This window comes from Brevundimonas sp. (assembly GCF_036963785.1).
Classification (GTDB): Bacteria; Pseudomonadota; Alphaproteobacteria; order Caulobacterales; family Caulobacteraceae; genus Brevundimonas.
The window spans coordinates 162,013-176,619 of sequence record NZ_JBALUS010000004.1; the positions used below are offsets into that span (position 1 = coordinate 162,013).

18 protein-coding genes are annotated in these 14,607 nt (G+C 68.7%); 9 read left to right on the forward strand and 9 right to left on the reverse strand.

The features are described from left to right. Nucleotides 1-19: 19 nt before the first annotated feature. On the forward strand, nt 20-976 hold the full coding sequence (locus V7672_RS10670; RefSeq protein ID WP_335624575.1) for an aspartyl protease family protein: 957 nt from the start codon (nt 20-22) through the stop codon (nt 974-976). On the opposite strand, the gene ypfJ is transcribed toward V7672_RS10670, so the two are convergent. The 3 genes from ypfJ to V7672_RS10685 form a co-directional block, all read right to left on the reverse strand. Next, nucleotides 970-1,821, reverse strand: a complete 852-nt coding sequence (gene ypfJ, locus V7672_RS10675; protein WP_335624576.1) for a KPN_02809 family neutral zinc metallopeptidase — start codon at nt 1,819-1,821, stop codon at nt 970-972. The genes V7672_RS10670 and ypfJ overlap by 7 nt on opposite strands. Before the next feature lie 75 nt (nt 1,822-1,896). Next, the gene (locus tag V7672_RS10680; RefSeq protein WP_335624577.1) at nt 1,897-2,286 is read right to left on the reverse strand and encodes a hypothetical protein; all 390 of its coding nucleotides are present in this window, start codon (nt 2,284-2,286) and stop codon (nt 1,897-1,899) included. Nucleotides 2,287-2,704: 418 nt separating this feature from the next. After that, entirely contained in the window at nt 2,705-3,697 is a 993-nt protein-coding gene (locus V7672_RS10685; protein WP_335624578.1) for a fatty acid desaturase family protein, read from the reverse strand. Nucleotides 3,698-3,831: 134 nt separating this feature from the next. On the opposite strand from V7672_RS10685, the gene V7672_RS10690 reads away from it, so the two are divergent. Genes V7672_RS10690 through V7672_RS10700 form a run of 3 tightly spaced genes read left to right on the forward strand, consistent with a single transcriptional unit; the run spans nt 3,832 to nt 5,374 of the window. Next, complete coding sequence (locus V7672_RS10690; RefSeq protein WP_335624579.1) at nt 3,832-4,212, forward strand: hypothetical protein; 381 nt, start codon at nt 3,832-3,834, stop codon at nt 4,210-4,212. After that, nucleotides 4,212-4,409 carry a helix-turn-helix transcriptional regulator gene (locus V7672_RS10695; RefSeq protein WP_123287885.1) on the forward strand — a complete coding sequence of 66 codons (198 nt, stop codon included), beginning with the start codon at nt 4,212-4,214 and terminating at the stop codon, nt 4,407-4,409. Before V7672_RS10690 ends, V7672_RS10695 begins: the two co-directional genes overlap by 1 nt. A 29-nt stretch (nt 4,410-4,438) precedes the next feature. After that, complete coding sequence (locus V7672_RS10700) at nt 4,439-5,374, forward strand: alpha/beta fold hydrolase (protein ID WP_335624580.1); 936 nt, start codon at nt 4,439-4,441, stop codon at nt 5,372-5,374. Nucleotides 5,375-5,383: 9 nt separating this feature from the next. Here the strand turns inward: V7672_RS10700 and V7672_RS10705 are convergent, their stop codons facing one another. Continuing rightward, on the reverse strand, nt 5,384-6,238 hold the full coding sequence (locus V7672_RS10705; RefSeq protein WP_335624581.1) for a DUF3298 and DUF4163 domain-containing protein: 855 nt from the start codon (nt 6,236-6,238) through the stop codon (nt 5,384-5,386). A 25-nt stretch (nt 6,239-6,263) separates the two neighbouring features. After that, complete coding sequence (locus tag V7672_RS10710) at nt 6,264-7,298, reverse strand: UbiA family prenyltransferase (RefSeq protein ID WP_335624582.1); 1,035 nt, start codon at nt 7,296-7,298, stop codon at nt 6,264-6,266. A gap of 50 nt (nt 7,299-7,348) precedes the next feature. On the opposite strand from V7672_RS10710, the gene V7672_RS10715 reads away from it, so the two are divergent. Further along, the gene (locus V7672_RS10715; RefSeq protein WP_335624583.1) at nt 7,349-8,350 is read left to right on the forward strand and encodes a DMT family transporter; all 1,002 of its coding nucleotides are present in this window, start codon (nt 7,349-7,351) and stop codon (nt 8,348-8,350) included. 12 nt (nt 8,351-8,362) lie between these two features. Here the strand turns inward: V7672_RS10715 and V7672_RS10720 are convergent, their stop codons facing one another. The 4 genes from V7672_RS10720 to gluQRS all read right to left on the reverse strand — a co-directional run bounded on the left by V7672_RS10720 (nt 8,363) and on the right by gluQRS (nt 11,548). Beyond that, nucleotides 8,363-8,566, reverse strand: coding sequence for a cold-shock protein (locus V7672_RS10720; protein ID WP_123287890.1), 204 nt, complete (start codon nt 8,564-8,566; stop codon nt 8,363-8,365). Nucleotides 8,567-8,758: 192 nt separating this feature from the next. After that, nucleotides 8,759-9,520 carry an extensin-like domain-containing protein gene (locus tag V7672_RS10725; RefSeq protein ID WP_335624584.1) on the reverse strand — a complete coding sequence of 254 codons (762 nt, stop codon included), beginning with the start codon at nt 9,518-9,520 and terminating at the stop codon, nt 8,759-8,761. 9 nt (nt 9,521-9,529) lie between these two features. Next, complete coding sequence (locus tag V7672_RS10730) at nt 9,530-10,684, reverse strand: serine hydrolase domain-containing protein (protein ID WP_335624585.1); 1,155 nt, start codon at nt 10,682-10,684, stop codon at nt 9,530-9,532. Nucleotides 10,685-10,696: 12 nt separating this feature from the next. After that, a complete protein-coding gene (gene gluQRS / locus V7672_RS10735; RefSeq protein WP_335624586.1) occupies nt 10,697-11,548 on the reverse strand; it encodes a tRNA glutamyl-Q(34) synthetase GluQRS in 852 nt (283 codons plus the stop codon). Between the two features lie 128 nt (nt 11,549-11,676). Between gluQRS and V7672_RS10740 the strand changes: the two genes are divergently transcribed. The 4 genes from V7672_RS10740 (at nt 11,677) to V7672_RS10755 (ending at nt 14,601) form a co-directional block, all read left to right on the forward strand. After that, nucleotides 11,677-12,327: a DNA-3-methyladenine glycosylase family protein gene (locus tag V7672_RS10740; protein WP_335624587.1), complete on the forward strand. Its 651-nt coding sequence runs from the start codon at nt 11,677-11,679 to the stop codon at nt 12,325-12,327. Continuing rightward, nucleotides 12,324-12,980, forward strand: coding sequence for a trimeric intracellular cation channel family protein (locus V7672_RS10745; protein WP_335624588.1), 657 nt, complete (start codon nt 12,324-12,326; stop codon nt 12,978-12,980). Before V7672_RS10740 ends, V7672_RS10745 begins: the two co-directional genes overlap by 4 nt. A 204-nt stretch (nt 12,981-13,184) precedes the next feature. Then, nucleotides 13,185-13,742, forward strand: a complete 558-nt coding sequence (locus tag V7672_RS10750) for an HNH endonuclease (RefSeq protein WP_335624821.1) — start codon at nt 13,185-13,187, stop codon at nt 13,740-13,742. Nucleotides 13,743-13,827: 85 nt separating this feature from the next. After that, nucleotides 13,828-14,601 (forward strand): transglutaminase-like domain-containing protein, encoded by a 774-nt coding sequence (locus tag V7672_RS10755; protein ID WP_335624589.1) that lies wholly within the window; start codon nt 13,828-13,830, stop codon nt 14,599-14,601. Nucleotides 14,602-14,607 lie beyond the last annotated feature (6 nt).

Sequence of the window (14,607 nt, forward strand, 5' to 3'; positions counted from 1 at the left end):
TCAGGCCAAACAGGTCGACATGAACCGTCGCAGCCTCCTGATCCGGACAGGTGTGGTCGCCGGCGCCCTCGGGGGCGGCTGGTGGCTGAAGGAGAATGTCCTGTGGAGTGCGCCGGGGCTGGCCTTCACCGGGGGCACGACCACGCCGTGGATGGATTTCGCTGCCCGGGTGCTCAGCCCGACCATCCCGGTCCGCATTGCCGGCCAGACGGTCAACGCCCTGATCGACAGCGGTGCCCAGTATTCGGTGATCGACCGCGATTTCCACACCGCCATCGAGGCCGAGCTGGGCCCGCGCCCGCTGTTCGACATTCCGCTGGTGGCCTATGGCGTCGGCGGCCAGCCCCAGATGGGCAAGGGCGTGCGGCTGGACATGGCCATGGACGGCCTGTCGCTCAGCGGTCTGCGCTGCGCCATCCTCGATCTGGGTCCGCTGGCGGACGAGGCGGGCCTGTCCGCGCCGCTGATCCTGGGGCAGGATCTGCTGAAACTGCTGGCGCTCGAAGTCGATCTGGTCGAGCGCCGCATGCGCCTTCTGGACCGGCAGGCCGTGGTCCATGACGCGCGCTGGAGCCGGGTCGCCGTGCGCCGGCGCGGCACCGCCCTGGTCACCCCGGTCGAGGTCGAGGGCCATACGCTGGATGCCGTGGTCGACACGGGCGCCTCCTCCATCCTCAGCCTCAGCCAGCCCGCTGCCGAGGCCGCCGGCATTCTGGACGGACGCGCGGCCGGCACCGGCGAAAGTCTGGTGCTGGGCGGACAGATCACCGCCGACATCCTGACGGTCGAGCGCCTGCGCGCCGTGGGACGCACCTTCCGCGAGGTCGATGTGCCCGTCTATGGCGCGGTCGGCATGCCCGGCATCCCCGAGGCCCTGCTTGGCATGGCCGCCTTCCGCGACCAGGGACTGCTGCTCGATATCGGCGGCGGCGCCCTTTACCGCACCGCCCAGCTGGACCTGACGGTGGTTCAGTAACCCCGGAAGGTGTCGCACGCCGCCGGGTCGCCGGTCTCATAGCCGCGCGTCAGCCACTCGACCCGCTGCTCCGACGATCCATGGGTAAAGCTGTCGGGCGAAACGCGACCCCCTCCGCGTTGCTGCAGGGCATCGTCGCCGATCGCCGCCGCCGTCTTCAGCCCTTCCTCAAGGTCGCCGGGCCGCAGCGCCACCTCGCCGCCCGACAGGCGCGCGGCATTGGCCGCCCACACCCCGGCATAGCAGTCGGCCTGGAGCTCCAGCGCGACGGAGAACCGGTTGGCCTCGGCCTGGCTGGTGGCCTGCGCCTGCGCCCGCCGCACATCGTCGGAGGCCCCCGTCAGGGTCTGCACATGGTGGCCGAACTCGTGGGCGATCACATAGGCCTTGGCGAAGTCCGCGCCCGAAGCCCCCAACTGGGTCTGCATCTGCTGCCAGAAGCCCAGGTCCAGATAGACGGTCTGATCGGCCGGGCAATAGAACGGCCCCATGGCCGCCTGCCCAAAGCCGCAGCCGGTACCCGTGCCCGTTTCGTAAAGCACCACGGTCGGCGGTCGGTAGCCCATCAGCAGGTCCGACCAGACGGCATTCACATTGCCGCCGATCACATCGACGAACAGGCCGGCATCGTCCTCGGGCGTGCCGCGCTCGCCCTCGGCCTGACTGCCCGCAGCACCCAACTGGGTCGCGACCTGGGTCGTGGTCTCGGGGGAGATGCCAAAGATGAAATAGCCCAGCAGCGCCAGCACGGTCACGCCCAGGCCACCCCCGGCGATTCCGCCCACGCCCATACTGCGCCGGTCCTCGATACCGCCGCCGCCGCGTTGTCCGCCTCTCCAGCGCATGATGCCCTCCCTTGATCCCTGACTCAGCTTAACGGCGAACGCCGGTCGGGGGAAAGGGATGCGTGGATCCGGCGATCAGTCGTCGCCGTCCAGCCAGCGGTCGATCCCGCCGGTGCGGGCCTCGACCTCCTCGCGGCGGGCGCGGGCGCTGGCCGGGGTGCCGGGCGGCACGGCCACGGGCGGTGTCAGGGCCGGTGTCTGCCGCTGGCGTTCCAGATCGGCGACCACGCGCGCCGCCTCGGCCCGGCCCCGCTCGGCCTCGGCCTGACGCAGGTCAGCCCCCGCCCGCTGGCGATCAATCTCATAGCGATGCCGCTCGGCCGCATAGCCCCCGGGCGGCGGCAGGGCCCCCGCGCGCGGCGGCGGCGCACTATAGGGCGGTTGCAAGCTCTGCGCCTCGGCCGCCGTGGCGCCGGCCAGGGCCAGGCCAGCGACAAGACCGGACAGGATCAGGGAACGGTTCATGGGGGAAAGATAGGGCGGCTGGCGAAGCGCGCCAAGCGGGGCCGTATTCACCGGCCCGCCGTAAGCGGACCCTCGCTGAGGGGAATGCCTATGGATGAGATGCTGTGTAGGCGGCCCTGATCTCTGGCCAAGATTCGAAGAAGAGGCCCACCAGCGGAATGAAGAGGATCCAGAATGCGATCGTCTGCAGCCATCGGTTAACTCGGGAATCCCGTCCCTCGTAATCTCCGGCCGTCAACGTCCCCGACGCCCCCCAATACAGCAGCAGGATGATCCGTCCTGGCAAAGTGAGCAGGAACTCAAGGCATGTGAGCGTCGCACGCATGCGCTGGTCATACAGGCAGATTGCTAACGCTTGGCAGCTCTTCAGGGTTACCGCCGGGAAAGCCAACAGCCTCGTTCGGGCCCGCTCCCCACCCTATCCTGCCGCCGCTGCGTCCGTTTCCCGCCCCGTCGTCGCCCGCTTCAGCACCTCGGCATAGCCGCCGGCGACCTCCATCCGCTCGCCTTCGGAGCGGGTGTGGACGGCGCGGTGCAGGGTTGGCAGCTTCCAGCAGGGCACGTGCATGAACAGATGATGTTCGGCGTGGAAATTGACCCAGTAGGGGGCGATGAAGGCTCGCTCCAGCCAGTTGGCGCGGGTGGTGCGCGCGGCGCGAAACGCATCCTCGGCCGAGCCCTCGACACAGGCGTGTTCGGCGATGTTGCGGATGCGGGTGACCATCGGAAACCAGGTCGCCATCGGCAGCAGCCACAGGGCGAAATAGGCCCACCAGACCCCGGCCAGGCTGAACGCCGCCAGCAGGCCCGCATTGACCAGCAGGAACGGCAGGATCGATTTTCCCGTCACCAGCGCCTCATAGGCATGGTCGTCTGTATTTGTTGCGCTAACGTTCGGCTCGCGGAGCCTCGCTGCTTGAGCGCGGGCCGCCAACGGCAGCGCCACCCTCTGCTTGAAGAAGGTCTGGCCGGTCAGGTCGCGGATCAGCTTGCGCCGGAGCGAGGCGGGGCTGACGGGGAAGGGGGCCGACAGGATCAGGTCCGGGTCCTCGGCCTGCTGGGCAAAGCGGTGGTGGGCCAGATGATAGGGCCGATAGCTGGCCAGCGACGCGCCGACCGGCACGGCGCACAGCCAGTGGCCGAGAAAGTCATTGAGCCTTAAATTGCGCGACAGCCCGCCATGCGCCGCCTCATGCATCAATATGGCCAGCCCCAGCTGGCGCGTGCCGATGATCATGACGCTGAGCGGGATCAGCCAGGGGATCCAGATCCCCAGCGCCACCGCCAGCGCAATCACCCCCCAGCAATGCAGCACCAGCAGCGGCCCGGCCACGGCACTGCGCGACTGGAACGGCGCCCACTCTTCGGGCTGAAACAGCTGTTGCGGAGCAATGCGCGGAGCAGCGGGCATGGCCCCAGTCTACCGTCCTTTTCGACAACGGACAAAAGGCGTGAGTCTAGTCAGGCGATCCTGACGAAAAGTCAGGTTGACATGACATAAAAGCGGTGTAAGGTCGTCTTTACATTCAGTCAGGAGGACATGACATGACATCTGCAGCCAAGGCCTACACCTTTCGAACCGTATTCTTCATGCTGGGCTATGTCGTCGCCCTGGTGCTGGCCGTCGGGGGCGCGCTGGACACCATCGGCGGCGTCAGCGGCTGGGTTCTTGCGGCGGCCGTCGCGGCACCGGTGGCCGGACAGATCTGGGCGACCCTGGTCTTCATCCGCGACAGCGACGAGTTCGTCGCCGGTGTCACGGCCAAGCGGTTCATCCTCGCCGCCGGCATGACCTTCGCCCTCAGCGTCTTCTGGGGTTTTGCCGAGAAGTTCGCCGAGGCCCCGCACGTCGAGGGCTGGTGGGTCTACGTCGTCTTCTGGGGCTTGATGGGCTTCATGCCGATCTTCATCCGGAGCAGCCGCTGATGAAGAACCGCCTCAAACTGCTGCGCGTCGAGCGCGGCTGGACCCAGGAACAGCTGGGCCAGGAACTGGGGGTCTCGCGTCAGGCGGTCAATGCGCTCGAGACCGAAAAGCATGACCCCTCACTCGACCTCGCCTATCGCATCGCCGTGGTGTTTGACCGCCCGGTAGAAGACATCTTCGAAAATCCGCACGCCTGATCGTCAGGCCCAATCCAAGGACATTTCCCATGTTGCATCTTCGTCCCTTCCTGGGGCGCTCGGTTCTGCGCGCCCTGTTCCTCGCCTCGGCCCTGCTGCCGGCCGGCGGCATCGTCAGCCTGATCGTGACGCGTCCGGCCCTGGCCCAGAGCGCGCCGACCTTCACCTCGGACCGGCTGTCGGTCGAGGTTCTGGGCTCAGGCCCCGACGTCATCTTCATCCCCGGCTATGCCTCCTCGCGGGAGGTCTGGCGGGCCGAGGCCGAGCGCCTGTCCGCCACCCACCGGGTGCACATGGTCCAGCTGGCCGGTTTCGCCGGTGAGCCCTGGGTCCACGGCGACGGCCCGTTCGTCCAGCCGGTGATCGACGATCTGGCCCGCTATATCGATGAGGCAGGCCTGCGGGACCCCGCCATCATCGGCCACTCCATGGGCGGGATGAGCGCCCTGATGCTGGCCCAGCAATACCCGGCCCTCGTCGGCAAGGTCATGAGCGTCGACAGCCTGCCCTTCTTCTCGGCCCTGTTCGGCCCGGAGGTGACGGTCGAAACGGCGCGCCCCTTCGCCGAACAGGCCGCCGCCGGAACCCTCGCCGCCGATGATGCCAGCTTCCGCGCCGGTCAGGTCCAGGGTGCCGTGGGCTATGTCAACGACCCCGCGACACAGGCCGCCATGGTCGAATGGGGCATGGCCTCGGATCGTCAGGCTCTGGCGACCGCCATCAAGGAGGTCATGCTGACCGACCTCCGCCCCGCGCTGCCCACCATGACCACCCCGGTCTGGGCCGTCTATGCGGCCGATGCCAACGGCGGCGCCCCGCCCGCCATGGCTGATGCCCTGTGGCAACGCGAGTACGCCACCCTGCCGGGCGTGGAGCTGATCCGGGTCGATGACACCCGCCACTTCATCATGGCCGACCAGCCGGAGCGGTTCAGCGAGATCGTCGACCGCTTCCTCGCGGAATAGGCGGGTGCGTCAGCGCGGCGTGACGTCCCCCGTCCGCCGCGGCTGGCCCGCGAACTCTCCGGCATAGGCCGTGGCGATCATGCTCTTGAAGGCGGTCTGTGGGATGGCGATCTCATAGCTGCCTTCGACGCCCGGCCCCACCTGATACGGTCCGATCAGGAAGATCAGCCCCCCGGCCTTGCCTGCCTGATCGCCCGGCGCCAGCACAAAGGGCGTCTCGGCCGCGCGCGGACAGGCCCAGCCATCGCGCCCCGCCAGGGTAATCGTCCGGGCGTCCGGCACCCGCTTGCGCCGGGCGGCATTGACCGCCGTGCACAGGGCCTGATCCAGCGCCGTCAGGTCCGCCCCCTTCCGGAACAGCTCCGGCGCCCCGATCACCCGCTTCAGCGACCGGTCCCAGACAATGCCCGTCGTCAGTGTGTTGGGATGGGCTCCGCCGGAATAGTCAAAGGCTTCACGGCGCAGGCTGAACAGGCGGTCGGTCTGGCCGGCGACAGTGACGGTGACCGTCTTCTCAAACGGCGGCATGCCCTCATCGCCCTCGGCCTCGGTGCGGGCGGCCAGCGCCCCCTCCTCGAACTGGCGCAGACCCCGCACCTCCTCGGCATAGGTGCGGGCGTGCAGGTCCGGCTCGGCCTTGATGCCCTCCGGCAGGGTCAGGGCGACGGTGGCGTGTGCGGTCTTGTCGGCAAAGGTCAGGTTGGACGGCGAGGCCGCCGGGGTCTCCAGCGCAGGCGTGCCGGCTTCGGTCGCCACCTCCGCCGGGGCGGGCTCCTCCCGGTCGCGATTACAGGCTGCGAGCGCCAGCGGCATCGCCAGCAGGATCAGGGACAGGCGGAGGGTCTGGATCGGGGAGGGACGCATGGAAAACTCCTGGGTTGGCGCCAGTCTAGACCCCGATCGGGGCCGCCCCAAGGCCCAGCGCGATCAACAACAGCACACCGGCCTCGCGGTTGGACTTGAACAATATAAGCGCTCCCTGCGGATCATCGGCCCGGACATTGCGGACCTGCCAGACCAGATGCGCCGCAAAGGCCAGCCAGCCGACCCAGAACAGCGGCGACAACCCGCCCACCGCCGCCGCACCGGCCGAAAGGATCGCCGCCAGCAGGTAGAAGAAGGCCACGCCATCGCGGACCTTGCCGCCCAGCCGCCGCGCCGAGGACTTCACCCCCGCCAGCGCATCGTCCTCAATGTCCTGAAGGGCGTAGATGGTGTCATAGCCCAACGTCCAGAAGACCCCGCCGAGGTAGAGGAGCAGGGCAGCCGAGGTCAGCTGTGGCATCTGTGCGCGCCAGACATCCAGATCTGTTGTCAGGACGTCGTGAGCAAACATGTCCGCGATGCCAAGGTGCCAGGCCCAATGCAAAAAGGCGAAGCCGCCTGATGCGGCCAGAAACCCCATCAGAGCGCCCCAGTTGAAGGTCAGGCCCAGCCACGCCTGCGGCCACCAGGTGATGCGCTTCATGAAGGGATAGGCCGCGACCAGCGCCAGCGACGCCACGCCCAGCAGCACGGCGAGAACGTTCAGGGTCAGCAGGATCAGCAGGCTGATCAGGCAGCAGCCGATGACAAAGGCCCAGGCGCCCTTCACCGATATCTGTCCCGAGGCCACCGGCCGGGCCGCCGTGCGCGCCACCTTCGCATCGATGTCCCGGTCGACGATGTCGTTGAACGCACAGCCCGCCGCCCGCATCAGGCAGGCCCCCACCGCGAACGCCACCGCCAGCCAGGCGAGCGCCAACCGCGGCGCCTCCGGCTCCAGCGACGCAACCGCCAGCGTGATCCCCTGCCAGCCGGGCAGCAGCAGCAGCCAGATGCCGATCGGCCGGTCGAAGCGGCCCAGCTTCAGCCAGGGCTTCAGCCCCTCGGGCGCATGGCGGTCGACCCAGTTCTGGCCGGCGTCGGGAAGCGGTGCGGTCATGCCTCCTGATAGCGCCTTCCCGGCCCCGATGAGAAGGGATAGAGGGCCGCATGATCCGCGCCCCGGCCTCCTTCGCCGCCCTGACCCGCCATGCCGCCTTTCCGCTGGCGGTGCTGGTACTGGCGGCCATGGTGCTGGGGCTGGCGCCGATCCTCGTGCGGCTGACCGAGACGGGGCCGGCGGCGGCGGGCTTCTGGCGGTTCCTGTTCGCCCTGCCGCTGCTGACCCTGCTGACCGCGACGCAGGGGAGCGGGGAGAGCCGGGGTCTCGGCACCCCCTCGCGCTGGATGCTGCTGGCCGGGCTATTCTTCGTGCTGGATCTGGCCTTCTGGCACTACGGCATCGTCATGACCTCGGTCGCCAATGCCACGGTACTCTGCAACCTGACGCCCGTGGTCGTGACCCTGTTCGCCTGGATCGTCTGGAAGCAGCGCCCGGGCCGCAGCTTTGTTCTCGCGCTCGCGCTGGCAGTCGCCGGGGCCTTTGCCATGGCGGCGGGTGCCGATGGCGGGCAGGGCACCAACCCCCTGCTGGGCGACCTGTTCTCCCTGTCGGTGGCCGTCTGGTACGCGGCCTATTTCCTCGCGGTAAAGGCCGCGCGGCGCACGGCGGGTGCGCTCAAGGTGACCTTCTGGGCCACACTGGTCGGCACGCCCCTGCTGCTTCTGATCGCCATGGCTCTGGGCGAAGACATCATCCCCGCCGGGCCGGGCGGCTGGCTGGCCTGCGCGGGCCTCGGCCTGATGCATGTGGTGGGGCAGGGCGGCGTCGCCTGGGCGCTCGGCCGGCTGCCTGCCTCGGTCACCGCCGTCACCATCCTGATCCAGCCGGTGGTCGCGGCCTTGCTGGGCTGGTGGATCTTTGCCGAGGCCCTGACCCCGGTGCAGGCCATCGGCGGCGTGCTGGTCCTGATCGGCGTCGTCCTGGCCCAGCGCGCCAGCCGCCTGACGCCGCCCGCCGGCCCCGTCATGGTGCCGGTCGGGGCCGCGGACCGTCCGCGCAATTGGAACGGGCGCGGACCCCGAAGAGTCCGCGCCCGCAAAGGTTTGTAACCTCAGTCGCTCCTAGAGGAGCTTGAGGCCCACCGCCGAGGTCTTGCCGCGCTGGGATTCCAGCTCGTATTCGACCTTGGCATTGTCATCCAGGCCCGTCAGGCCGGCCTGCTGAACTGCGGTGACGTGAACGAACACGTCAGACCCGCCGCCATCAGGCTGGATGAAACCGTACCCCTTGGTGGGGTTGAACCATTTGACCGTACCGGTCGCCATAATGCGTCTCCGTAAACGCGCTTTCCAGGCGGACCCCCTGTTGGGAGCCCGTCAACCCGTCTGGATAAAGCTCGTTCAGGCGAAGGAGCGACCCGCGGCTTTGGACACCGCGCAAATCCGGGCTGCGAAAGCGTTGTCTCGCGTCAGGGCCTTTTGGTCAACCGGAATTGATTCGTCCGGCAGGCGAACAGGTCAGGCACACAGGCCCCGGGGCGCCCCATCCAGATGCAGGTGATCGCGGTGCGCCTCGTTGTAATCCGGCGTCAGAACCGTCGAGAAAACGCGACAGGCGCCGTCGCGCAGACGCTTCAGGAACGGGCGGGCGTCAGGCCCCGCAGGCCCGGTTCCGCGCCAGTCCGAGGCGATGCTGACCACCCGCCCGTTCTCCAGCCGGACGGCGGACACATCGAGGGCATTGGCCCGGGCGTGCTCACTGGGCCGGGCGTTGACGTCGTCCTTGCCGTAGATGCGGCGACAGGAATAGGAGCCATAGTTCTGGACGCTGGCCACCTCGCTGCCGAAGGTCTCGCGCGCCGCGGGACGCAGCACCTGCCGGTCCCAGATGACGTAGCGCACCGCCAGCGGGCACTGCATCACCAGCCCTCCGGGGGCCAGGGGGGTGACATCGCCGCCGGTGATCCGCACGGCGCCCTTTACGACACAGAACCCGCCGTCATCCCGATCTGGCGCGCGCTCGACCTCGACCCCGGCGTCGCGCAGCACCTGCATGCAGGCCTCGGTCACGCCCCGGACCTCCTCTGGCGCGGCGACCCGTGAAATCTCGAAGTCGTCGACCTTGGCGGCCGTCGCCTGACCGATCGGGCGGTCCAGATCCAGCGGCTTCCACGGCAGGTCTTGCGGCGGCGCAAAGACGTTCAGCATGGCAAAGGCGGCGCACAGGCCCAGCGCCGCCTCCCACAACAGGTTCCAGAAGTCGGCCAGATCGCGCTTCATGAGGTCAGACTAGACGACCCCGCCGGGTTCGGCGACCAGAAGTCCCCGGATTGTCGCCTCGACCAGCATGGGGCAGGCCCGGGCACCGGCGGTGCCGTCATTGCTGACGACAATCAGGGCAAGCCCCTTGGCGGGGGCAACCACGGCGGTGGCATACCAGGCTGTATTGGAGCCGTCGTGGGCCAGGACCGGTCCGGGCCCCTCGCTGTCTTTCCCCGCCCAAGGCTGCTCCAGCACGATCCAGCCGCAGGCATAGGGCGGCGGCGAGGTCGTCACCGGCGTGGTCAGCACCTCGACCGAGGCCGGCGTCAGCAGATCGCCGCCGTCGTTCAGGAACACCGAAAGGAACCGGGCATAGTCGCTCATCGTCATATGAACCGTGCCCGCTGGCCCGAGCGCCTGCGGATTGTCGGCCCCGGGGTGCGACGGCGGCAGCGACAGGTCCTGGCCGGCATATTCGCGATGCCCCCACGGCGCGGGTTCGGGCGGCGGGCCAAAGCCCGCGGAGGCGAGCTCAAGCGGGGCGAAGACCTGCTCTCGCATGACCGTCTCCCAGTCCTTGCCCGTAATCGCCTCGATCACCGAACCGACCAGCACATAGTTGGCATTGCCGTATTCGAATTCGCCCGGCGTGCCGTCCGGCGGCACCGACAGCGCCTTGTCGGCAATGGCCCGACGCTGCTCGGGCAGGGTGGAGGGGTCCGCCCGCGCGGTCATCAGCCACGCCTGTCCCATGACATCCACGTCCTTCAGGCCTGCCCGGTGGTGCATGAAGTCGATCACCCGGGTCTCCGCCCAGGCCGGGTGGTGATCGCCGGGCAGGGCCTCGACGATCTTCAGGTCCCAGTCGGCGCGCCCCTGCTCGACCAGACGGGCGAAGACGGCGGCGGTCATGGCCTTGGTGTTGGACCCCAGATGCCAGGCGTCGGTGATCCGGACCGGCTCGCTGCCCTCCTTCTGGCGCAGACCGCGCACGCCCGCGGCCACGACACCCTCGCGCGAGATCAGGGTCGCCCCCAGTCCGACCGGCGCGGCCGCCTCGAACACCCGGTCCAGGGCCGCCTGCAGCACCTCATCCGGCGTTCGCGCCGTCGCCGGTGCCGACAGACCGACGGCCGGTGTTGCGGCCATGGCGGTCAGGATCATGCGTCGGTCGAGGATCATCTTTATCTCCGATCAGTCGGGGAAGCCCAGTCGGGCCCTGAGGTCGGCGGGCAAGGTGCCACCCGCCCGGATCTGGGCCAGGGTCACGGCCCCGTCCCGCTTGGCAAACCGCTTGCCGTTGTCGTCCAGTAACAGCGGATGATGACGGTATATCGGCGTCGGCAGCTGCAACAGGGCCTGAAGGACACGCTGGATCGATGTCATGGGGATCAGGTCCTCGCCCCGGATCACATGGGTGATCCCCTGCGCCGCATCGTCGATGACCGAGGCGATCACATAACCGGCGCCGATGTCCTTTCGGCCCATGACCATATCGCCCAGCGCCTCGGGCCGGGCTGTGCGGGGGCCGGCGTCGACGCCCTCCTCGATCCAGCCCAGCCGCGACAGGTCGCCGAGCCGAGCCCGGGCCCGGTCCAGCGACAGCCGCCAGGCAAAGGCCTCTCCCGCCTCCAGCCGCCGGACTTCCTCGTGCGGGTCGTGCGGGCCCCCGGTGAAGGCCGCCGGGTCCGCCGGGTCATCGGCATGGGGCGCCACCCCCGCCAGCGCCAGCCGCTCCTTGCGGGTGCGAAAGCAGCGATACAGCAGCCCCTGTTCGCGCAAGGTCTCCAGCGCCCGGTCGTACGCATCCCGGTGATCCGACTGGCGCCGCACGGGCGTCTCCCAGTCCAGACCCAGCCAGGCCAGATCCTCGAACACGGCTTCGGTATATTCGGGCCGACAACGGGTGAAGTCCGTGTCCTCGATCCGCAGCAGGAACCGCCCCCCGGCCTCGCGCGCCGCCGTCCAGGCCGTCAGGGCCGAAAAGGCATGGCCCTTGTGCAGAAGGCCGGTGGGCGAGGGGGCAAACCGGGTGACCAGCGTCATGCCGGGCGCGCTCGCGGATTCCGGCCCCGGTGGCCGGATTCAGGGGTGATCGCAGGGCAAAGTTCCGCCAGACTGGGCATGGGCCGACCCTAGATCGCGGTCCGGACCCTGTCGACCAAGGCTGAGTAATGCCGACCGCCCCCACCGCCGACCACATCCTGACCGCCCGGCGGGCGCTGGTCGTGGCCGACCCCATGCTGGCCCGCGTGGTCGAGGCCGTGCCGCCCTTCGAATGGCGACTGCGGACCGGCGGCTTCGAGGGCCTGTTCCGCATGATCGTCGAACAGCAGGTGTCGGTGGCGGCCGCCGCCTCCATCTGGCGTCGCGTGGGCGAGGGGCTGGGCGAGATCACGCCGGAAGCCGTTCTGGCCCACTCGCCGGAACAGCTGCGGGCCTTTGGCCTGTCGGGACAGAAGACCCGCTATGGCCACGAGATCGCCCGCGCCCATGTCGAGGGGCGGATCGACTTCGACCATCTGGAGCGGCTGGACGATGCCGAGGCGATCGCGGCCCTGACGGCCATCAAGGGGGTCGGCCTGTGGACCGCCGAGACCTTCCTGATGTTCTGCGAGGGCCGCACCGATGTCTTTCCCGGCGGCGACGTGGCCTTGCAGGAGGCCATGCGCTGGGCCGATGGAATCGAGGTGCGGCCCACCCAGAAACAGGCCTATGCGCGGGCCGAGCTCTGGCGCCCGCATCGCTCGGTGGCGGCGCATCTGCTGTGGAGCTGGTATGGTGCCGTCAAGCGCGGTGAGATTTCGCTGGAGGACGTCGCATGATTGAAGCCCCGATCCTTCAGACCCTCAGCGAACCGGTCCTGCCGAACCTCTATCTGCTCGACTATGCGGGCGTGGCCGTGTTCGCCGCCACGGGCGCGCTGGCCGCCGCGCGCGAAAAGCACGACCTGGTGACCCTCGGATTCTTTGCCGCGATTACGGGCGTCGGCGGCGGCACCCTGCGCGACGTGATGCTGGATGTGCCGGTCTTCTGGGTCGTCGACTGGAAATACATAGCCGTCTGCCTGATGGCAGCGCTGGCGGTCTGGGTCATCGGCCGGCCCGAATGGCGCTTCCGGGCCCTGCTGTGGCTGGATGCGATCGGACTCGCCGCCTATGGGGTGATGGGCGCCGCCAAGGCCGAGGCGCTGGGCGCCAGCCCCCTGATCTGCATCGTCATGGGTACGGTCACCGCCTGTTTCGGCGGGATTGTGCGCGACCTGCTGGCGGGCCAGCCCTCGATCCTGCTGCGTCGCGAGATCACGGTGACGGCGGCCATTCTGGCGGCCGTCGCCTATGTCGGCTTCAAGCTGCTGGGCTTCGGCAATGTCACGGCAGCCGTGCTGGCCATGCCGCTGGGGTTCGCCCTGCGCGCCGGGGCCCTCGCCTGGGGCTGGAGCCTGCCGTCCTTCCCGGCCCGTGTCCGCGCGCCTTAGGCTCCGGCCTGCGACTTCACGGAACCGACACCTGTTCGTCATGGCGGTCGTGTCGAATCGGCGATAAGGTTTCCCCATCAGCGTGGAGGAAGTCGTCTTCAGTCCGGTCGCTTATGCATATTCCGTGCGGAACGGAGGGGGATGATGTCCCGCTCCCTGACCGCGCTTTCCGGCGCCGCCCTTGCTGAGGTCCAGCCCGGCCGCATGACGGCGCCTCGCACGCCTTCCGGCTGGCCTGCCCTGGTACTGAACGCCGACTTCCGGCCCCTGTCCTACTATCCCCTGTCGATCTGGCCCTGGCAGGATGTGGTCAAGGCCGTGTGGCAGGACCGCGTCGATGTGGTCTCGGTCTATGACAAGGTGGTTCGCAGCCCGTCGATGGAGTTCCAGCTGCCCAGCGTGGTGTCGCTGAAGACCTATATCGATCAGGACCGCTCGCCCGCCTTCACCCGCTTCAATGTCTTCCTGCGCGACGGCTTTACCTGCCAGTACTGCGGCCATGCGGGCGAGCTGACCTTCGACCATGTCGTGCCCCGCTCGCACGGGGGTCGCACGACCTGGGAGAACATCGTCGCCGCCTGCCCGCCCTGTAACCTCAGGAAAGGCGGTCGCACGCCCCTTCAGGCCGGGATGCCGATCCGCCACGCACCCCGGCGGCCGAATTCCTGGCAGCTTCAGGACGCCGGCCGGCGCTTCCCGCCCGACTATCTGCACAACAGCTGGCTCGACTATCTCTACTGGGACATCGAGCTGGAACCATAGCCTTCGCGGTCTGTTGCAGACGCGCGCTTTGTCCTAGGCAGAGCGGACCGGCGGCCCATTCGGGCGGCCCCTGTCGGACCCTTCCATGAAGCTGCGCATACGCTCCGAACTAACCTATCGCTTCGAGTCGCCGACGGATGCCATCTATCTGGTCCAGGCCGCGCGCTGGCCGGGTCAGACCATTCTGGAGGAGCGGCTGGAAGGCCCGCCGGGCGTCGAACTGATCCCCTATACGACGCCCGACTATGGCTCCCGCACCCTGCGCGCCCGCCTCTCGGGCGATGTCCGCCTGATGTATGAGGCCGTGATCGACAACGGCACCCTCAAACGCCTGCCACCGACCGCCCACCAGCACAGCTGGACCGAGCTGCCGGGCGAAACCCTGACCTATCTGTGGCCCAGCCGCTATTGCCCGTCCGACGGCTTTGAGCGGTTTGTCGGCAATCAGTGGTCCGAGGCCGGCGGCGCGCAGGTTCTGGCGATCCTCGACTGGATCAAGGCCAATATCGCCTACACCCACGGTGTCTCCACGCCCCAGACGACGGCCGCCGACACCTTCCTCGACCGCGCCGGGGTGTGCCGCGACTTCACCCATCTGGGCATGGCCATGTGCCGGGCCTCGGGGATTCCGGCGCGCGCCGTCAGCGCCTATGCCCTCGATCTCGACCCGCCCGACTTCCACGCCGTGTTCGAGGTCTATCTGTCGGGCGGCTGGTGGCTGGTCGATCCGACGGGCCTGGCCCCGGTCGAGGGGCTGGTGCGGATCGCCAGCGGACGCGACGCCGTCGACATCGCCTTCCTGTCGACCAACGGCCCGTGCCGGATGCTGCACCAGTCCGTCAGCGTCGCCCGGGCCTGAGCCTGG